We start from the raw sequence: 19,533 nt of genomic DNA on the forward strand, positions 1-19,533 counted from the left end.
ATGATGCGGAAGGTCATCGCGGCAGTCGCCGCCCTCGTCCTGCTGGCCCCTTTGGTCGGGCTGGTGTCGGTCGGGCTGCTCATGAACCCGGCCACCGTCTCCTGCGCCGCCCCCGCCGGCGGGTTCCAGGTCGGGAATGTGCCGGAGGAGTTGACGGCGACGACGTGGAATGGGGAGACGATCACGCTCGGCCGTGCCGAGCTCACCCACGCGGCGACGATCATCGAGACCGGATCGGGCATCGAGGGGGTGGGGCGCGACGGCATCCTGGTCGCGCTGATGGCCGCGCTCACGGAGTCGCGCATGCGGATGCTCGCCAACACGAGCGTCTATCCCGAGAGCGGTGACTATCCCAACGACGGCAACGGGTCGGACAACGACAGCCTGGGGTTGTTCCAGATGCGCCCGCAGGCGGGGTGGGGCACGGTCGCCGAACTCATGGACCCCGACTACCAAGCCGCCGCGTTCTACGGCGGTCCCGGCGGCCCGAATCAGGGCTCGCCGCGTGGGCTGCTGGATATTCCGGGGTGGGAGCAGATGGGCAAGGGCGAAGCCGCCCAGGCCGTGGAAGTGAGCGCGTATCCGGAGCGGTACGACAACTACGAACCCGTCGCCGAACAGATCCTCACCACCCTCACCAGCACTGGCGCGGGCGGCCCTGTGACAGCCGACCCGGTACCGGTGCTCGCCGCGGGGCCGGTGACAGAGTCGTCGCGGGTGGTGTTCCCGCTGCCCGAGGGAACCTGGGTGGCCACCAGCCCGTTCGGACCGCGCACGCACCCGATCACCGGCGAGGAAGAGTCCTTCCACACGGGCGCGGATTTTTCAGCGCCCGATGGGACGCCGATCCTGGCCGCCGCCGACGGCACGGTGACGGTGTCGGAGTTTTCCGGTGGGTACGGCGGCCTCGTCGTCATCGAACACCAGCTCGGCGGGCAGACGGTCGCGACGGCGTATGCGCATTCGTGGGAGGACGGTATCCATGTCCAGGCCGGCGACCAGGTGCGGGCCGGGCAGCACATCGCCGACGTCGGCTCCAGCGGCATGTCGACGGGGCCGCATCTGCATTTCGAGGTCCGTCAGGGTGGCACCGACGGCGAGTACATCGACCCCGCGAAGTGGCTCAACGACCATGACGCCGCCGACCTCCCCGAAGCCGACGTGCCGCCGGCCGGGTCCGAAGACTGTGACACCGGAGCTGGGGCGCCGGGTGATCCGGTGCCGGTGGAGGGCGACCCGGATGAGCTGGTGGACGATCCGACGTCGGATGGGCAGATCACGGTGCGGATGCTCAGCGTCTACGAACAGACCTCTACGGGGTTTCCGGAGTCGACGTGGGCGTGCTACTCGCCCCGGCCCGGCTCGAAGTCGGAGCATCCGATCGGTCGCGCGTGTGATGTGGCGTTCGGGAACGCGATCGGCCAGCATCCGACCCCCGGGCAGCGCGAGTACGGGTGGCAGGTCACGAACTGGCTGAAAGACCACGCCGAGGTGCTGGGGGTGGAGTACCTGATCTGGCAGGGCAAGATCTGGTCCCTCGCCCGCGCCGACGAGGGATGGCGCGACTACACCGGCGGCGGGATGCACGACCCTACCGATGTCACCGGCGGCCACTACGACCACCTCCACATCACCGTGAAAGCGTAAGGTCCGAAGTTACATCTAATGTAAGATTCGTACCTTAGATGTAAGCCGGAATCACGCTGTTCCGCGGAACCAAAGCCGTCTCCAACCTAGCAGCGTCACCGCCGCCTGACCAGGGGTTTCGCTACTCATCTTACATCTGATGCATGATTCTTACATTTAATGTAAGGTCGTGGCATGGTGTTCTCAGACGATCAGGTACCCGGCACGGGGGTCTTGTCGTCTGGCAACGTGTCGCTTTTGCGGCCGGCGGAGCAGTTCTTCGATGAGATGGTGGCGGGCTGGTCGGCACAGCAGACCTCGCGGATGCTCGCGGTGCAAACCATCAAGACCAGGGCCTCGCAGGTACGCCGGTTCGCGGACTTCTGCAACGCCCCGCCGTGGGAGTGGTCACCGGCTGACGTGGAGGAATGGACAACCTCGCTCGTCTCCGGACCGCGGCCGCTGTCTGTGTCGACGGTGCGGGCCTATCAGAACTCCGTGGCGCTGTTCTGCGACTACCTGGTCGATCACCGCTACGGCTGGGTCGATCGCTGCGTCGATCTGTTCGACACGCATCCGGTGCAGGTCTGCCACGAGTGGAACACGGTCATCCATACCAGCGACCACGAGGCACGGCCGGACGTGCGACCGCTCTCGCGGGATGAGCTGCAGATGTTCTTCGACTACGCCGATGACCTGGTGGATCAGGCCCGCTCCTCCAAGCGCAAGGGATGGCTGACGCTGTTCCGCGACGCCACGCTGTTCAAGATGATCTATGCGTTCGGGTTGCGTCGGCGCGAGGCAGCGATGCTCGATCTGCCGGACTTCACCCGCAACCCGCAGGGCTGGGAGTTCGGCCGGTTCGGGGTCTGCAACGTCCGCTGGGGCAAAGCGATGCGCGGCTCGCAGCCGCGCCGCCGGGCGGTGCTGGCCGTGTTCGGGTGGACCCGGCCGGTGATCGAGGAGTACGTGAGCGAGGTTCGGCCTCGGTTCGACCTTGCCGACAAGACGATCCTGTGGCCGACCGAGCGACAAGGGCGCATCCGGCTCAAGCACATCGACGACCGGTTCGCCGAGTGGCGCGATGATCTCGGCCTGGACCCGTTGCTGCACCCGCACTGCTTGCGGCACTCGTATGTGACGCATCTGATCGAGGACGGCTACGACCCGTTGTTCGTCCAGCAGCAGGTCGGGCACCGCTGGGGCTCGACCACCGCCCTCTACACCGGGGTCTCCGGTGACTACCGCAACCGCACCCTGCGCCGCGCTCTCGACGGCGCGTTCACCCCACCGACAGCGATCGAGGGAGGATCACGATGACGAAGACCGTCGCCTATCACTGGCACCTACGCAAGGTGATGAACGAACACGGCATGCAGGTCACGACCGATCTGGTGCCGCTGCTGGCCGACCGGGGCGTGGTGATGACCTCCACCCAGGTCTACCGGATCGTGGTCGGCCAACCCGAGCGGCTGAACATGCAGTTCCTCGCCGCGCTCTGCGACATATTCGGCTGCACACCGGCCGACCTGATCGAGCCCTACGTCGAGTCGGCGTCGCGGCGGGGCCGCAAGACCGGCACCGCGGGTGCGGTCAAACCGCCGACGGGCGGGAGCAAAAACCGCCCGACCCGAGCGGTCATCACCCCTGCGGACGAATGACCGGCGCCGGTGGCGAACACGATCGTCCAGGGCATCTGCTTTCGCTGCGGCCGGCTGAAGTCTCTGCGCTGGAACCACACGCTGGATCGGGGTGAGTGCCGCGCCTGCCGCGCTCACCGGTCACCGATCGAGACCTGCACCGGATGCGGACGCCAGCGCAGGGTCAACGCCCGCACCGACGACGGCGGCGCGGTCTGCGTGACCTGCTATGCCCGCGACCATCACCCTGAGGATGCCTGCGACGAGTGCGGCATGATCGGCCCGCTGGCGACCAGAGCTGGCGGGAAGCGACCCGGCGCGGCGAACCTCTGCGGTCGCTGCTATCGGAACCCGTGCCGGGTCTGCGGCGTCTGCGGCAGGCTCAAACGAGTCGCCTTGAAAGCCACCGCGACCAGCCCGGACGTCTGCCCGACCTGCTACCAAGCGCCCGTGATCGACTGCTCTATCTGCGGGCAGCAGGCTCTCGGGCGACGCACGACGAATCACGGCCGACCACGCTGTTTCGCTTGCCAAGCAGCCCAGCAGATCGACGCCGCTCTCACCGGCCCGGACGGGGTGATCCGGCCAGAACTGAAACCCGTCCGCGACGCCCTCACCGAGCTCGAACGACCCCGATCGCTGCTGACCAACTGGCACGATCTGGCATCCTTGCGTCTGCTGACCTCGATCGCCCGCGGCCAGGTCGACCTCAGTCACGACGCGCTCGATGCGCGGCCACAGATGTTCTCGGTGACCTATCTGCGCGCGATGCTCGTCGCCGCGGGCACCCTGCCGCCTCGTGATGAGAACGCCGCCCGACTGCACCGATACGCCGCAGACGTCGTCGCCGAGGTGAGCGATCCCGAGATGCGCGGCGTGCTCACCCGCTACGCCCGCTGGCACGTCGTCGGCCGCGCCAAGACCGACCGGCACGACCGGATCGCGCCGAACGCGGCCGCCCGCTGCCGGGGCGACATCGACACTGCCCGCGCGTTCCTCGACCATCTCAGCTCCAGCGGCTACGACCTCGATGACTGTCCGCAAGACCACCTTGACGCCTGGATTACCACCGACCGGAGCCACCGCCTCGGGTTCGTCCGCTGGCTCAAACGAGGCGGCTACCTCCGGCACGTCTGGCTCCCTGAGCCGGTTCCGGCGAAAGACCCGGCCCACGACGTCGACCCCGAAGAACAGCTCGCCCTGGTTCGCCGGCTGCTACACGAGCCCGGTAGCGCCAGCATCGAAGACCGTGCCGCAGCCTGTCTGATCCTGCTCTACGCCCAGCCGGTCGCGAAGATCACCGCCCTGATCACCAGTGACATCGAGGTCTGCGATGGTGAAACCTACCTGCGTCTGGGCTCCGAGCCGGTGTTGCTCATCCCGCCGCTGGATGCGCTGGTGACCGCCTTGCCGGTCGCCAAGCCATTCGGGGCGGCGAGCAGGCTGGCTGATTCCCGGTGGCTGTTCACCGGCAAGAACGCCGGCACCCACTTGCATCCCGCCTCGCTCCTACGCCGGATGCACCAGCTCGGGGTGACTTCCAGAGCAAGCCGGAACACCGCCCTGCTGCATCTGGCCTCGACCACACCACCGGCGGTGTTCGCCTCACTGATCGGCGTCAGCATCGGCACCGCGACCCGCTGGGCCGGTCTCGCCGGAGCCTCCTGGAACCGTTACGCGACCCTGCCGCGCTGAACCCGTCTCAGCACGACGAGGCAGGGCCACCGTCGGTCAGGGCCTGCGGGTCGAGGGCGCTGCTGAGCATGGACAGGATCTCGGGCACGATTGCGTAATAGGCCCACTTGCCGCGCTGCTCGCGGGTGACCAGGCCGGCGTCGACGAGCTGCTTCATGTGATGCGAGACCGTGGGCTGGGAGAGCCCGACCGGTTCGGTCAGGTCGCACACGCACGCCTCCCCGCCGGACTGCGCCGCGATCATCGACAACAACCGGACCCGGGTCGGGTCACCGAGCGCCTTGAACATCCGCGCCAACCGCTGGGCATCCTCGACCGCGAGCACCCCGCCCGTGACCGGAGCACAGCACCCACCCGCATCGGCGGCGATCAGTGGCAGCGAAGTCGTCATGGCCCTGATCCTACGCCACGCATTGACAACTGTCGATGCATCGACGAACATCAATACGTAGATGACGAGTCCACCCGACCGAATGGAGCGCGCCATGAGTGAGAACACCGAGCTGCGCGAGCAGGTCCGCGCCCGCTACGCGCAGGCCGCGACCGCCGTGACCCGCGGCACCCGCAACGCCGACTTGCTGGCTGAGGAGACCCCCGCGGGCTCGTGCTGCACCAGCACGCCCGCCGTGGAGGAGGCCGATTCGGGTTCGTGTTGTGCTCCGACCGAGCGCAGCTTCGGCGCGGGCCTCTATGACGAGGCGACCGCCGCCGGCCTGCCCCTCGAAGCGATCGAGGCGAGCCTCGGCTGCGGCAACCCGACCGCGGTCGCTGAGCTGCATGAGGGTGAGCGGGTGCTCGACCTCGGCTCCGGCGGCGGCATCGACGTCCTCTTGTCGGCCCGCAGGGTCGGCCCGACCGGGTTCGCCTACGGCGTGGACATGACCGACGAGATGCTCGCGTTGGCCGAGAAGAACAAGACCGAAGCCGGGGCGGAGAACGTCGAGTTCCTCAAGGGCACCATCGAGGACGTGCCGCTGCCCGATGGGTCGGTGGATGTGGTGATCTCCAACTGCGTCATCAACCTGTCCACCGACAAGCCGGCGGTGCTCGCCGAGATGTTCCGCGTCCTCACCCCCGGTGGGCGGATCGGGGTCTCCGATGTCGTCGCCGAAGACCGCCTCACCCCCGAGCAGCGGGCCGAGCGCGGCTCCTACGTCGGCTGCATCGCCGGAGCCCTCTCCAAGACCGAGTACCTCGACGGGCTCGCCAAGGGTGGTTTCGCGGATGCGAGCGTGGAGTTCACCCACGAGGCCGCCGACGGGATGCACGCCGCGATCGTCCGCGCCACCAAGCCTGCCAACTGATCCCGAGCTGACGAGGAGACTGAGCAGCACGATGCCCGCACCCCAGAACATCACCAGCATCGCGACCCCGACGCAGGCCCCGGCCGCGAAGCGCCTGTCCACGTTGGACAAGTGGCTGCCGGCCTGGATCGGCCTGGCCATGATCGCGGGTCTCCTCCTGGGCCGGTTCGTGCCCGCCCTCTCGGACCTGCTTGCTCGGATGGAGGTCGGCGGGATCTCGGTGCCGATCGGCCTGGGACTGCTGGTGATGATGTACCCGGTGCTGGCGAAAGTCCGCTACGACAAGATCGCCGCCGTCACCGGAGACAAGCGCCTCCTCGTCTCGTCTCTGCTGCTGAATTGGCTGCTCGGCCCGGCGGTCATGTTCGCCCTCGCCTGGCTCTTCCTACCGGACCTGCCCGAATACCGCACGGGCCTCATCATCGTCGGCCTGGCCCGCTGCATCGCGATGGTCGTGATCTGGAACGACCTCGCATGCGGCGACCGGGAAGCCACCGCCGTGCTGGTCGCGATCAACTCCGTATTCCAAGTCGTGATGTTCTCGGTGCTCGGCTGGTTCTACCTCACCATCCTCCCCGGCTGGCTCGGCCTCGACACCCAAGGCCTGGACGTCTCGGTCGGGCAGATCGCCCTCAACGTCCTCGTCTTCCTCGGCGTGCCCCTGGTCGCGGGGTTCGCGACCCGCTGGATCGGCGAGAAACGCCGCGGCCGGGCCTGGTACGAAGAGCGCTTCATCCCGAAGATCGGGCCGTGGGCGCTGTATGGGCTGCTGTTCACGATCGTGCTGCTGTTCGCCCTCCAAGGCGACGCCATCACCTCCAACCCGCTCGACGTCGCCCGGATCGCTCTGCCGCTGCTGGTCTACTTCGCGCTCATGTGGTTCGCGGGCCTCCTGCTCGGCAAGGCACTGGGCCTCGGCTACGCCCGCTCGACCACGCTGGCGTTCACCGCGGCAGGCAACAACTTCGAGCTCGCCATCGCCGTCGCCATCGGCACCTTCGGCGCCACCAGCGGCCAAGCCCTCGCCGGGGTCGTCGGCCCGCTGATCGAGGTGCCCGTCCTCGTCGGCCTCGTCTACGTCTCCCTCTGGACCGCCAGAAGCTGGTTCCACACCAACCCCTACCAGACAGAAACCGAGGCATCATGACCACCCCGCAGCTCCCGATGGTCTTGTTCGTCTGCGTCCACAACGCCGGACGATCGCAGATGGCCGCCGCCTACCTCAATCGCATGGCGGCGGGTCGCATCGAGGTCCGTTCCGCCGGCTCCGAACCCGCCGACCAGCTCAACCCCGCCGTAGTCGAAGCTATGCGCGAGGTCGGGATCGACATCACCGCCGAACGCCCGAAGCTGCTCACCCCCGACGCGGTGAAGACCTCGGATGTGGTGATCACGATGGGGTGCGGGGATACCTGCCCGATCTTCCCCGGCAAGCGCTACGAGGACTGGCAGCTCGACGATCCTGCCGGGCAAGGACTCGACGCCGTGCGCACGATCCGCGACGACATCGAGAACCGCGTCCGCGCCCTCGTCGCTGAACTGACCTGACCCTGGGCCGCCCGGCGCACCTGCCGGGCATGGACCTCTCCCTCTTCACACATAGCCCCGGCCAGTCCTGGCCGGGGCTATTCCGTCATCTCCATCATCGGACCCTGCCGGTAGGTGAGGCGTGATGGACGTGTTCCCGGATTTCGACGGTCTCTCCGGCATCAGCGAGCTGCGTGAGGTCGCCGGCGCGCTGCTCATGTTCGTGCTCGTGGTGGCGGTGCTGATGCTGATCGTGTCCGCGATCTGCTGGGCCATCGGTGCGGCGAACGGCAACTACCAGGTCGCGACAAAGGGCCGCATCGGCGTGTTCGTCGCCCTCGGCGGCGCGGTCCTCGCAGGAGCCGGGGTCGCCTGGCTGAACTGGCTCGTCACCATCGGCGGACAACTCTAACGGCCTGCGCGCGGCGGCTCGGCGGGGCTCGTCACGGGTGCTTCGGCATCCCGGGGCGGGCCTTCTTTTTGTGCCCGATGGGGGCGGGGTGCACCTGGCGGTCGGAACTGTCTTCCGTCTTCTGAAAGGGCACTCATCGTGATTGACATCGACCCCAACTCCTCCGGGCTTCCGGGCATCGAGCAGCTGCGCACGATCGTCGGCGCCGTGATGACCGTCGGCCTCATCCTGTCCGTCCTCGCGCTGATCATCTCCGCGATCATCTGGGCCTACGGCTCCAACAGCAGCAACCCTCACCTCGCGGGGAAGGGGAAGACCGGCCTGCTGATCTCCTGCGGCGCAGCGATCATCTGCGGCGGATCGGTCGCGCTCATCAACTTCTTCTGGGGCGTCGGCCAGCAGGTCTGATCTCTTCTGCGTGTGAAAGGAGGGGTCTGCCGTGAGCGTGTGCGACATCCCCGTCATCTCCAACGTGTGCGATGCGGTCGGCGAGGGCACCGCGTCCCTGATCGCCGCCCCGTTCGACTGGCTCGCCTCCTCGATGGCCGGGGCGGCGGCCTGGCTGATGGAGACCATGTGGACCGTCTTCGACACCACCACCCTGGTCGACCTAACCCAGCCCGGGTTCGTGTCCGTCTACAACCTGCTGTTCGGGATCGCCTTGTTCATCGTGGCGATCTTCTTCTTCCTCCAGCTCATCACCGGGATGATCCACCGCGACCCGACCGCCCTGTCCCGCGCCGCGCTCGGGGCGGGAAAGTCGATCCTCGGATCGTTCGTGGTCATCACGCTGACGACGGTGTTGCTGGAGATCGTCGACCAGCTCTGCATCGGCCTCATCCAAGCCGCCGGCGAGACCACCGAGTCGATGGGCAACCAACTCCTGCTCCTCAGCCAGGCGCTGGCCGGGCTGAACATCGCTGCCCCAGGGGTGGGTGCGATCGTGTCGATCTTCCTCGCCGGTCTCATGATCGCCGCGATCGGGATCGTCTGGTTCTCCCTGTTGATCCGGAAGGCCTTGATCCTCGTCACCGTCGTCCTCGCCCCGCTCGCCCTCTCCGGTGCCTCTTGGGATGTCACGAAGGGGTGGATCGGGAAATGGGCGACGTTCCTGATCGCGCTCATCGTCTCCAAGCTCGTGCTGGTCGTGGTGTTCCTGGTGGCGATTACGCAGGTCGCGACACCGATTGACTCGGGACTGACCGCGGTGACCGAACCGATCGCCGGCATCGTGCTGCTCGGGATCGCGGCGTTTGCGCCGTACATGGTTTACCGGCTGATCAGCTTCATCGGCTTCGACCTCTACAACTCGATGGGTGCCGAGCAGGACGCGAAGAGTGCGATGAACCGGCCTCTCCCGATCCCGTCCAAGCCGAACACCGACGGCACCCAGAAGATCCTCGACGGCGCAGGCGACGACGGTGACTCCGGCGGCGGTGGCGGTGGCGGTGGGACGCCGCCGACCACGCCACCGCCCGCGGGGACTGAGGCCGCCGGCGCGGAGGCGGGAACGGAGGCCGCAGCCGGGGCGGGTCCCGCTGCCCCGGTCGTGGTCGGCGCGGTCGTCGTCAAGGAAGCCGCCGAAGCAGGGTCGGAGGCCGGCGCCGAGGTCGGGCAGCAGGCCGATGCCGCCGCCAGCGGCGCACAGAACGCCGGCACCACCGCACCCGGTGACAGCAACCCCCGCGACGGAGGTTCGCGTGGGGCACCGCCTCCGCCGTCGCCTCCGGTGCCGAACACCCCGCCCGACCCGAACCCGGCCCCGCCCACCGGAGGGAAGGAGTAGCTCATGTCTCGCACCGACACCACCACGGGGGCTGAGTTGGTCCCGGTGAAGTTCTCCCGGCTCACCCGCCGTGGCCTCATCCTGGGCCTGTCGCTGTCGCAGGTGATCGCTCTCGGCATCGGCGGGGCGTCCCTGGTCGGGGCGCTCTACGCCGGCGGCGGCATCCTCGTCCTCTACTCCGCCCCGATCTGGCTGCTTGCCATCACCCTCGTCTGGGTGAGGATCGGCGGGCGAGCACTGATCGAATGGCTCCCGATCTGCTCCTGGTGGCTGTGGCGCACCACCGGCGGACAACTCCTGTACCGGCGACGAATCGTCGCCCCCAGGCCGGCGGGCACCCTCGCCCTGCCCGGTGACATGGCCCGGCTCCGCGAGTACGCGGACCCGGAGACCGGGGCGGGCATGATCCACGACCCGACCGGCAACACCTTGACGGTCGTGGTTCGGGTCACGCATCCGGCGTTCGTGCTCCTGGATCCGTCCGAACAGAACCGCCGCGTCACCGCCTGGGGCCGGGTGCTTGCCACGATCTGCCGCTCCGGACGGATCAGCGCTCTCCAGGTGTTGGAGCGCACGCTGCCCGATTCCGGGCAGGGGCTGGCGGAGTGGTGGGCCGAGCACGGCACTCACGACGGCTCCTGGGCCTCGACCACCTACGCCGAACTCATCGAGCGGGCCGGCCCCGCCGGGGAACGCCACGCCACCACGCTGTCACTCTCGCTGGATATGCGGGCGGCGGCCCGGCAGATCCGCACCGCCGGCGGCGGTCTGAAAGGCGCGGCGAACGTGCTCCGGCAGGAGATGGCAACCCTGCTCGCCGCGCTCCGGGCCGCGGACCTCACCCCGTCGGGATGGCTGACGACGGGTGAGATCGCGGTGATGCTGCGCACGGCCTACGACCCCGCGATCGGCCCCACCCTGGAACGCCACGGCCAGCTCGGGCAGGACCTCGCAACCGCAGGCCCCGTCGCGGTGACCGAGACGTGGGGTCGGCTGCGCACCGACTCCGGCCACCACGCCGTCCTCTGGATCAGCGAGTGGCCGCGGTCCATGGTGTACCCAGGATTCCTTGCCCCGGTGGCGCTGTCGACGGGGATTCAGCGGTCGATCTCGCTGATCTGCACCCCGCTGCGCACCGACCAGGCGGTGCGCGACATCCGCAAGAGGAAAGTCGAGCACATCTCCGACCAGGCCCAGCGGCGGCGGATCGGGCAGATCCAGGACGCCTCCCAAACCGCCGAGTACGAAGACGTGCTCCGCCAGGAAGCCGACCTCACCGCCGGTCACGGCGTGCTCCGTTACACCGGCCTGATCGCGGTCACCGCCCCGACGGTGGAGGAGCTGGATACGGCGGTCGCCGCGATCGAGCAGGCCGCGATCCAGGCCTCCTGCGAAACCCGGCTGTTGGCCGGTCAGCAGGCCGTCGCGTTCACTGCCGCGGCACTCCCGTTGGCACGCCGCATCTGACCGGCGGTTCGTGCGCCGGTGGGTGCACCTGGGAGCACAGCGCCCCGACCCCTCTTCACCTCCGCGGGGTCGGGGCGTTGCCGCGATCCCATCCCGCGTATCGAAAGAGACCTGATCATGCCCACGTTCAACGACCCTGCCGCCGATGCCCGCGAAGCATATGAGGCGGTCCGCGGGCTCGCCCACGCCACCCAGCGCATCGAGAACCCCGAGGTGCTGTATCCGGTGATCGGCGAACTCATGGCGACCACACGGAATCTCTCGCAGGTGCTCGACCAGCTCGCCCGCGCCCAGCAGCAGCACACCGGGCGAGCGATGACCGATTCCGGTGACCGGGAGGCGGGCAGCCAGCTCACCTTCGAGGCCGCCGCCGCGCTCCACGAAGCGGCGGCGCACATCGGGCAGGCCGACACGGTGCTCGACCGGGCGTCGAACCGGGCCGGGCAGATCGCCTGGCTGCCGGAGGACCCGCGGTACCGGTGGGTGAGCGTCGTGTTCCTCCAAGGGAGCGAGGCGGAGCCGGTGATGGAGATCATCGACCGGCAGGGTCCGGATGCCGCGATCGCATACCTCGCCGGCTGGGATTACGGCGCGGAGACGGTGAGCGCTGCGATGGAGAACGGGTACGTCTACGAGACCGCCCCGCAGACTCCCGCGGATCGTCTTGTCACCGACGGCGATTACGCCCTCACCTACAGTCCCGACCTGGGTTACGTCGGCCTGTCCCGCCGCATCGACGCCCCCGACCCCGAGCCCGAGAGGCCGACCGCCGAAGCATCTCCTGCCTGGCCGGGTGCGGGGCGGCATCGCGGGTCGGAGCGTCCGGAGGGGGCGTCGTGGTTCCTGCCGGATGTGATCGCGGAGGTCGCCGAGAACCGAGGACTGTCGCTGTGACCCGGCAGCCGGAGGCCGAGCGCCTGCACACCGCCGTCCTTGTCGCCCCGTCGAAAGAACGCCGGCGTCTGCGCGCGCAGCGCCGGCGGGCCGCCGCCCGGCTCGTCGCCGAACAGCGCCAGCGCGAGATGGCCGAGGCGAAAGCGAAGAAGACGGCGGAGCGTGCGGAGCGGAAGGCGACCCGGTATCTGCCCTCTGTCGGCGAACCCGGCCCCGCCGCGCTCAGGTCACCGGGCCGGTTCCGGTTGCCGCGGCACCAGGACACCAGCGCCATGTTGGCGGGTGCGTATCCGTTCCTCGCCGAAGGCGGCCTCGGCTCCCAGGGCGTGTTCATCGGCCAGGACCTCTACTCGGGCGGCAGCTTCGTCTACGACCCGTGGGTGCTGTACGCGAACGGGATCATCACCGCCCCGAACCTGGTGGTGGCGGGCATCGTCGGCAGCGGGAAATCGTCGCTCGCGAAAGCGCTCTACACCCGCTCGTTGGGGTTCGGGCGGCGGGTCTACATCCCCGGCGACCCGAAAGGCGAGCACACGGCGGTCGCGGAGGCGGTTGGGGGTCGTGCGATCAAGCTCGGCCACGGCCTCCCGACCCGGTTGAACCCGCTCGATGAGGGGTACCGGCCGGCCGGGATGAGCGATCAGCAGTGGACCGCGACGGTCATTTCCCGACGCCGTGACCTGATCGGCGCGCTCACGGAGACGGTGCTGGCGCGGCCCATGTCCCCTTTGGAGCACACCGCGATCGATACGGCGCTGGCGGTGACGATGCGGGACAACTCGGTGCCGATCCTGCCGATGGTCGTCGATCACCTCCTCGATCCCGCCGACGACCCCGACGGCAGTCTCCGGGAGGACGGTCGCATGGTCGGGCATGCGCTGCGTCGTCTGGTGCACGGCGATCTTGCCGGGCTCTTCGACGGGCCGTCGACGGAGGTGTTCGATCCGTCGTTGCCGATGATCTCCCTCGATCTGTCGCAGGTCACCGAGAATTCCACGCTGATCTCGGCGCTGATGACGTGTTCGTCGGCGTGGATGGAAGCGGCGCTCCTGGACCCGGCCGGTGGCCAGCGCTGGTGCATCTACGACGAGGCCTGGCGGCTCATGTCCCAGCCCGCGCTGTTGCGGCGGATGGATGCGCACTGGCGGCTCGCGCGGGCGTACGGGATCGCGAACGCGATGATCTTCCACAAGATCAGCGATCTCGACAATGTGGGCGATCAGGGATCGGCCATGCGCGGCCTCGCCAACAGCCTGCTCGCGAATGCGGAGACGCGGGTGATCTACCGGCAGGAGTCCGATCAGCTCGGCCCCACCTCCGCCGCTCTCGGCCTGACGGGCACTGAGCAGGGGCTGCTCCCGACGCTCGGGGTCGGGCAGGGGCTGTGGAAGATCAAGGGTTCTTCCTACGTGGTCCAGCATCAACTCCATCCCGCCGAAAATCGGCTCTTCGACACCAGCTCGCGCGCGGCCGCGCGCACATAGGCCGGGGTGCGGTGGGTGCACCTGGCGGCATGAGACACGCCCCTGCTTCTGCCGCTGTTCCTTCGTCTGTCCCGGTTTCGGTGCCGCATCTCGTGCTCGACGTGCACGACGACGGCACCCTCACCGCCACCCTCGACACCCGCCCCGTCGACCCGCCCGACGGTGTGAGCGCGTGGCGGCGGGCCATGTTCGCGCAGATCATCGACCACGCCACGGGCGACCGGACCATCGCCGTGCGGGTGACCGTCCACGAGAGCGACGGCACCACGTTCACCGACATCCTTCCCGCCGCGAAACGCCCCGCCCCGGAACCTGTGGCCGAGGAGAAGTCGGAGCCGCGGCGGGCGGTGAAGCGTCAGCGGGGTGCTGATCCGATATCAGTGGACGGCGGCGACGGGTTCATCGCCGGGGAAGACGTCGCCGTCGCCCTCATCGCCGCACACACCGACGCGACCCCGGACGGGCGCGCACGGGCCCTCCTCGACCCCGCGGTCGTCGCGGCGGCGCGGGCGGGTGAGGTGGTGCTGGTCGGGCGGGTCTCCGGCACGATCGCTGTGCGGAGCTTGTCGTGATCGGGCCGCAGGGCCGTCCCGGCGGCAGCGGGGCGATGGGTGACGAGCTCACCAACCTGATCCTCATCGCCGTCGGCGGCCTCCTCGGGGTCGCGTTCGTCCTCCGCGCCTCCGGTAGCGTGGCGGCGTTTCTCACGGGCGCCCCGCAACCCACTGCCGGAGCGGCTGGCGGGGTCGCGGTGTTCTTCAAACCGGGTGATCCTGGCGGGCAGCTCGGCGCGGACGGCCTGAACCCGTTCGTGTATTGGGTCGTCGCCGCTCTCATGCTCGGCGCTCTCGTCACGGCCGGGTTCTGGGCGTGGGGTCTGCTGCGGCGCACGATGCGGCAGGCCGCACTGGATCCGCACCGGCAGGAGGGCACCGCGACCCGGCACGAGATCGCCCAGACCGCCTCCACCAAAGCGTTGATGCGCCGCGCCAGCACCCTGCGCCCCACGCTCGACAGCCCCGTACCGGGTGATGTCGGTTACCGGCTCGGCACCGCGCACCGACACGAGGTCTGGGCCTCCGTGGAAGACTCGATCCTCCTCGTCGGCGCCCCGAGGAGCGGCAAGGGCCTGTTCCTCGTGATCCCGGCGATCCTCGATGCCCCTGGCGCGGTGGTCACGACCAGCACGCGTCCCGATAACGTCACCGCCTGCCTGCGCGCGAGGAAGCGCATCGGACCGGTGGCGGTGTTCGATCCGCAGCACCTCGCCGAAGGTCTCCCTGCCGGGCTCCGCTGGTCGCCGATCCGGGGGTGCGAGTCGCCGCAGACCGCGATGATCCGCGCCGCCGGCCTCGCGTCGGCCACCGGCCTCAGCGCGGGTGGCGTCGAAGGCGGTGACTTCTGGGAAGGGAAAACCCGCGCCGCGCTCCAAGCGCTGCTCCACGCCGCCGCCCTCGACCGGCGCACCCCGACTGAGCTGTTCCGGTGGACGCTCGACCCCACGAGCGCGGCGGATGCGGTCGCGATCCTCACCAACCATCCGGATGCGGCGACCGGGTGGGCGGACTCGCTCGCCTCGATGATCGACGCCGACCCCCGCACCCGCGACTCCATCTGGCAAGGCGTCTCCCTCTCACTCGCAGCCCTCGCAGACCCCCGGGTGCTCGACGCCGTGTCCCCGGGAGAGGGCGAGGAGTTCGATCCGGAAGCGTTCATCCGACAGCGGGGCACCCTGTTCCTCCTCGCCACCGGTGCCGGGGCCGGGAACAGTGCCGCCCTGGTGGCGGCGCTGGTGGAGGATCTGGTCGAGACCGTCCGCCGCCTCGCGGCCCGCTCCGCCGGCGCCCGCCTCGACCCGCCGATGCTGCTCGCGTTGGACGAGATCGGGAACCTCGCGCCTCTGCCGTCCCTGCCGACGTTGATGGCCGAGGGTGGCGGGACCGGGATCACGACACTCGCGGTGTTGCAGTCGCTCGCGCAGGCGCGGGACAAGTGGAACGAGCACCAGGCCGGGGCGATCTGGGACGCCTCGATCGTGAAGATCCTCCTCGGAGGCGCCTCCAACAGCCGCGACCTGCAAGACCTCTCCACGCTGATCGGGGAACGCGACGAACTGACCGACTCCACGACAGTCGGCGACTACGGCTCCCGCTCCAACCAGCGCTCCGTCCGCAGGGTCGCGATCCTCCCACCAGACCGAATCCGCACGCTCCCGTTCGGCACCGCCGTCACCCTACTCCGCTCCGCGCCGCCGATCATCACCGACCTGCGCGCCTGGCCCAACCGCCCCGACGGCACCACGTTGAAGGCCGACCGGGCCGAGGTCGAACGCCTCCTCCACGATCCCCACGGGGACTGATCCACCGCGGGAGGACGGGTGCACCTGCCTGACCCAGCGGCCCCGACGAGAGGTGGCCGCCTGAGCAGACCGTCAGGAGCACACGATGAACGAGCAGCCACGCGACCCGGACCCGGAACTGGATAGAGCCTTCTACGGGTTCGTCGCTTCCGATCCGCAGCCGTCAGGCAGCGAGGGCAAGAAGCGTCTGTACTTCAAGGCCGGGCAAGAGCACCACGACTTCGCAGCCGACGGGTCCCGGATCAAGCTCCCCACGACCTTCCACGATGTGGTGGCGTTCCGAGGCGCTGCCGAGAGCGGCGAAGTGAAACTCGCCAAGGGCGACTGGTTCCTCGCGATCGGACGCACCCAGACAAGCACGAACCCCAACACCGGCGTCGAATCGACGGAGTTCATCGCAAGCCGGTTCGGACACGACCTCGCCCGCATGAACACCCAGGTCGGCACCCCGCGCCGCCGCTCCCAGATGGAATCCCCGGACCGTCAACGACCGGCGCGGCAGGTCGCGTTCGAGCCGCCCGTGCAGGACCAGCCCGACTATGAGCAGCCCGCACGGGCCATGTGAGAGGGGGCGAAGCATGATGAACAACGACGCCACGCTCCCACCCGACGACCTGGGCTCCGAGCCCGAGGAATGGGAGGAGGAGGACTTCGGGCGACTCGACCCTGACGATGACATTCCGGGGCCGCCGCGGCCGGTGAACTGGAACCTGCTGCTCTCCCACGACCTGGAACAGGAATGGCTCGCCCTCAACCGCTGGGTCGAATGGCTCCGCCACACCTACGCGCTGCCCGCGTCGGTCATCCCGCCGTACTGGCACCGCCACCCCGAGCTGCAATGGGAGCTGTCCGCGCTACACCTGCACTGGCTCGGCGCCTACGACCCCGAGCAGAACGCGTCCGCCGCGATCGGCTGGCACCGCGACTTCGCCGCCGCCCGCCAGCGCCTCCGCGACTGGGTCGCCGCCTCCGGCACCCGCCTGGACCGCGACCGTCCCAGTCGGCAGACCGCCTGGCCCGGCGAACCACCCGCCCCACCGGTCGAAGACACCCCGATCACCGAACGACGCGCGGACTTCGTGGCGTTCGTGATCACGCAGGTCGCCCGCCGCAAGGCCGCCGAAGACGCCGTCTTCGCCCGCCTCGATGACGCCGCGCGCTCAGACGATGGGTAGGTGACGAGCGGTGGTGCGGAACTATCAACGCAAGACCCAGCGGCCCTCCGCCGACCGGAACCTGCGAGTCACCTTCACCCGGCGCGAGCAGATCGACGTGGAGAAGGTCGCCGAAGTCCTCATCCGCGTCGCCCTGCGAGAAGCCGGCACGGGCACCAAGGCCGGGCAGGCCGGCACCCGACTCCAGGCGCTGCTGAGCAGCGAGCGGTAGAATCCCCGGTACGTAGTACGTCCATCAGGGCGCTACCGGCTTACCCCTTGTTGCCCGAACCCGTCGCGGTTCGGCAGGCCTCCCCATCTGTGTCGTGACAGCCCAACGGCGCCCGCACCCATCCCGACTGGGAATGGGTGAGCGCCCGAAAGGCAGTCACGACCATGACGCTCCTCGACCTTCCCGCCGGCCTCGACCTCAGCGCCCTGCGTTCCCTCGCCGGCCCCGCGACCCAGGCCCTCGACGTCGCCCTTCCCGATGGGAAAGTGCCGGCGATCTCCTACCTGCGGGTCTCCACCAAGGACCAAGCCACCCGCAACGGCCTCGAAGAAGGCCTGTCCATCCCCGCGCAGCGCGAGGCCGCGCAGCGTAAGGCCGACCAGCTCGGCGCGGTCATCGTCGCAGAGTTCATCGAGCCCGGCGAGTCCGGCAAGACCGCCCGCCGCAAAGCACTCCAGGAGATGCTGGACTACCTTGCCGAGCACCCCATCCGGTACTGCATCATCAACAAGGTCGACCGCATCGCCCGCAACCGGCTCGACGACGCGATCATCCACGCCACACTCCGCCAAGCAGGCGTCACCCTCGTCTCGGTGATGGAGAACATCGACGAGACCCCCTCCGGGATGCTCATGCACGGCATCATGGCCTCGATCGCGGAGTTCTACTCCCTGAACCTCGCCCAAGAGGTCACCAAGGGTCTCGTGCAGAAAGCGTCCATCGGCGGCACCCCGCACAAGGCGCCCATCGGCTACCTCAACGTCCGCCTCACCGATGCGAACGGGCACGAGGTGCGCGACGTGCAACTCGATCCCCACCGGGCCGACCTGATCCGGTTCGCGTTCACCGCCTACGCCACCGGCGACTGGTCCCTCTCCAAGCTCGCCCGCGAGCTAGAGACCCGCGGCCTTGCCACCCGGCCCACGCCGACGTTCCCCGCGAAGCCGGTCACGACCACGGGGCTGCACAAGATCCTCACGAACCCCTACTACCAGGGCATCGTCACGTTTCGCGAGGTCACCTACCCCGGCACCCATCAGCCACTCGTGACCCCGGAGACGTTCGAGCAGGTGCAGACGATCCTCCAGCAGAACCACGTCACCGGCGACAAGCCGCAGAAGTACGACCACTACCTCAAAGGCTCGATCTACTGCGGCTGCGGGAAGAAGCTCATGTTCGAACGGCCTCGCAACCACCAGGGCGTCGCCTACGACTACTTCACCTGCACCGGCCGCCGGTTCAAGCGCAACGACTGCCAGCGCACCGCCGCCCTCGTCCACCGCATCGAGCAGAGCATCGAGACCCGCTACCAGCACGTCTCCGTCACCGAGGACGAGGCCGGACAGATCCAGGCCGTCCTCGGGCAGGTGTTCGACGCCCTCGCCGAGTCAACCAGCGATGAACGGACCCTCCTCGAAGGACAGAAGATCAAGCTTGAAGCCGAACAGGTCAAGCTCCTCCAAGCCCACTACGCCGACGCGATCCCCATCGACCTGCTCAAAACCGAACAGGACCGCATCCGCGCGAGCCTCCACGCCATCACCGGCAGGCTCGACACCCTCACATCGACCTACGACAACGCGAAGGTCGGGCTCGACGCGATCCTCGGCCTCCTCACCGACATCGGTGATGTGTACGCGAAGGCCGAACCCGCCGAACGGCGGATGCTCAACCGGGCACTGTTCGACCGCATCACCATCGATGACGACGACCAAGCCGCCCTCGAACCAGCCCAGACGATCGCGACGATCCTCGACGCCATCCCCAGGCCACACAACGAAAGAACCTTGCCCCGCGATCAAGCGGGGCAAGGTTCGAACGTTCAACTTTACGTGGTCGCAGAGGGACTCGAACCCCCGACACCCTGCTTGTAAGGCAGGTGCTCTAACCAACTGAGCTATGCGACCTCGACGGTGCATGGTAGCCGAGCAGGCGGGTCCGGCACCACTTCGT

Annotated in this window: 20 protein-coding genes, 1 tRNA gene and 1 pseudogene; 19 read left to right on the plus strand and 3 right to left on the minus strand. The window is 68.7% G+C overall.

The window, feature by feature from the left end:
- The 4 genes from BI335_RS00520 (at position 1) to BI335_RS00535 (ending at position 4,961) form a co-directional block, all read left to right on the plus strand.
- Positions 1–1,647: a M23 family metallopeptidase gene (locus BI335_RS00520; RefSeq protein WP_094429395.1), complete on the plus strand. Its 1,647-nt coding sequence runs from the start codon at positions 1–3 to the stop codon at positions 1,645–1,647.
- A 228-nt stretch (positions 1,648–1,875) separates the two neighbouring features.
- Complete coding sequence (locus BI335_RS00525) at positions 1,876–2,946, plus strand: tyrosine-type recombinase/integrase (protein WP_229119377.1); 1,071 nt, start codon at positions 1,876–1,878, stop codon at positions 2,944–2,946.
- Positions 2,943–3,287, plus strand: coding sequence for a helix-turn-helix domain-containing protein (locus BI335_RS00530; RefSeq protein ID WP_094364327.1), 345 nt, complete (start codon positions 2,943–2,945; stop codon positions 3,285–3,287). The genes BI335_RS00525 and BI335_RS00530 overlap by 4 nt, the downstream gene beginning before the upstream one ends.
- 9 nt (positions 3,288–3,296) lie before the next feature.
- Positions 3,297–4,961 (plus strand): hypothetical protein, encoded by a 1,665-nt coding sequence (locus tag BI335_RS00535; protein WP_094429397.1) that lies wholly within the window; start codon positions 3,297–3,299, stop codon positions 4,959–4,961.
- Positions 4,962–4,968: 7 nt separating this feature from the next.
- Here BI335_RS00535 and BI335_RS00540 read toward each other — a convergent pair whose 3' ends face one another.
- Entirely contained in the window at positions 4,969–5,352 is a 384-nt protein-coding gene (locus tag BI335_RS00540; protein ID WP_094429398.1) for an ArsR/SmtB family transcription factor, read from the minus strand.
- 94 nt (positions 5,353–5,446) lie between these two features.
- On the opposite strand from BI335_RS00540, the gene arsM reads away from it, so the two are divergent.
- The 15 genes and pseudogenes from arsM to BI335_RS22430 form a co-directional block, all read left to right on the plus strand.
- Positions 5,447–6,265, plus strand: a complete 819-nt coding sequence (gene arsM, locus BI335_RS00545; protein ID WP_094364498.1) for an arsenite methyltransferase — start codon at positions 5,447–5,449, stop codon at positions 6,263–6,265.
- Positions 6,266–6,296: 31 nt separating this feature from the next.
- On the plus strand, positions 6,297–7,412 hold the full coding sequence (gene arsB, locus BI335_RS00550) for an ACR3 family arsenite efflux transporter (protein ID WP_094364330.1): 1,116 nt from the start codon (positions 6,297–6,299) through the stop codon (positions 7,410–7,412).
- On the plus strand, positions 7,409–7,813 hold the full coding sequence (locus BI335_RS00555) for an arsenate reductase ArsC (protein ID WP_094364331.1): 405 nt from the start codon (positions 7,409–7,411) through the stop codon (positions 7,811–7,813). The genes arsB and BI335_RS00555 overlap by 4 nt, the downstream gene beginning before the upstream one ends.
- Positions 7,814–7,937: 124 nt before the next feature.
- Positions 7,938–8,204 (plus strand): DUF6112 family protein, encoded by a 267-nt coding sequence (locus tag BI335_RS00560; RefSeq protein ID WP_094429399.1) that lies wholly within the window; start codon positions 7,938–7,940, stop codon positions 8,202–8,204.
- 138 nt (positions 8,205–8,342) lie between these two features.
- Complete coding sequence (locus BI335_RS00565) at positions 8,343–8,612, plus strand: DUF6112 family protein (protein ID WP_094429400.1); 270 nt, start codon at positions 8,343–8,345, stop codon at positions 8,610–8,612.
- A 31-nt stretch (positions 8,613–8,643) separates the two neighbouring features.
- A complete protein-coding gene (locus tag BI335_RS00570) occupies positions 8,644–9,990 on the plus strand; it encodes a conjugal transfer protein TrbL (protein ID WP_094429401.1) in 1,347 nt (448 codons plus the stop codon).
- Positions 9,991–9,993: 3 nt separating this feature from the next.
- The gene (locus BI335_RS00575) at positions 9,994–11,457 is read left to right on the plus strand and encodes an SCO6880 family protein (protein ID WP_094429402.1); all 1,464 of its coding nucleotides are present in this window, start codon (positions 9,994–9,996) and stop codon (positions 11,455–11,457) included.
- 117 nt (positions 11,458–11,574) lie between these two features.
- The gene (locus BI335_RS00580; protein WP_094429403.1) at positions 11,575–12,351 is read left to right on the plus strand and encodes a hypothetical protein; all 777 of its coding nucleotides are present in this window, start codon (positions 11,575–11,577) and stop codon (positions 12,349–12,351) included.
- Positions 12,348–13,835: an ATP-binding protein gene (locus BI335_RS00585; RefSeq protein WP_094429404.1), complete on the plus strand. Its 1,488-nt coding sequence runs from the start codon at positions 12,348–12,350 to the stop codon at positions 13,833–13,835. Before BI335_RS00580 ends, BI335_RS00585 begins: the two co-directional genes overlap by 4 nt.
- Positions 13,836–13,915: 80 nt before the next feature.
- The gene (locus BI335_RS00590) at positions 13,916–14,407 is read left to right on the plus strand and encodes a hypothetical protein (RefSeq protein ID WP_229119378.1); all 492 of its coding nucleotides are present in this window, start codon (positions 13,916–13,918) and stop codon (positions 14,405–14,407) included.
- The gene (locus tag BI335_RS00595; RefSeq protein ID WP_229119379.1) at positions 14,404–16,194 is read left to right on the plus strand and encodes a type IV secretory system conjugative DNA transfer family protein; all 1,791 of its coding nucleotides are present in this window, start codon (positions 14,404–14,406) and stop codon (positions 16,192–16,194) included. Before BI335_RS00590 ends, BI335_RS00595 begins: the two co-directional genes overlap by 4 nt.
- 85 nt (positions 16,195–16,279) lie before the next feature.
- On the plus strand, positions 16,280–16,759 hold the full coding sequence (locus tag BI335_RS00600) for a single-stranded DNA-binding protein (protein WP_094429406.1): 480 nt from the start codon (positions 16,280–16,282) through the stop codon (positions 16,757–16,759).
- A gap of 13 nt (positions 16,760–16,772) precedes the next feature.
- Positions 16,773–17,369 carry a hypothetical protein gene (locus BI335_RS00605; protein ID WP_094429407.1) on the plus strand — a complete coding sequence of 199 codons (597 nt, stop codon included), beginning with the start codon at positions 16,773–16,775 and terminating at the stop codon, positions 17,367–17,369.
- A gap of 13 nt (positions 17,370–17,382) precedes the next feature.
- Positions 17,383–17,580, plus strand: a complete 198-nt coding sequence (locus BI335_RS00610; protein ID WP_229119380.1) for a hypothetical protein — start codon at positions 17,383–17,385, stop codon at positions 17,578–17,580.
- A gap of 164 nt (positions 17,581–17,744) precedes the next feature.
- Positions 17,745–18,614: pseudogene (locus tag BI335_RS22430) on the plus strand (recombinase family protein); the annotation flags it as partial.
- Positions 18,615–18,968: 354 nt separating this feature from the next.
- Here the strand turns inward: BI335_RS22430 and BI335_RS21700 are convergent.
- Both BI335_RS21700 and BI335_RS00620 read right to left on the minus strand, forming a co-directional pair.
- The gene (locus tag BI335_RS21700) at positions 18,969–19,391 is read right to left on the minus strand and encodes a hypothetical protein (RefSeq protein WP_229119382.1); all 423 of its coding nucleotides are present in this window, start codon (positions 19,389–19,391) and stop codon (positions 18,969–18,971) included.
- A gap of 22 nt (positions 19,392–19,413) precedes the next feature.
- Positions 19,414–19,487, minus strand: a tRNA-Val gene (locus BI335_RS00620).
- Positions 19,488–19,533 lie beyond the last annotated feature (46 nt).

The sequence above is a fragment of the Enemella evansiae genome (genome assembly GCF_002250705.1).
Taxonomy (GTDB): Bacteria; Actinomycetota; Actinomycetes; order Propionibacteriales; family Propionibacteriaceae; genus Enemella; species Enemella evansiae.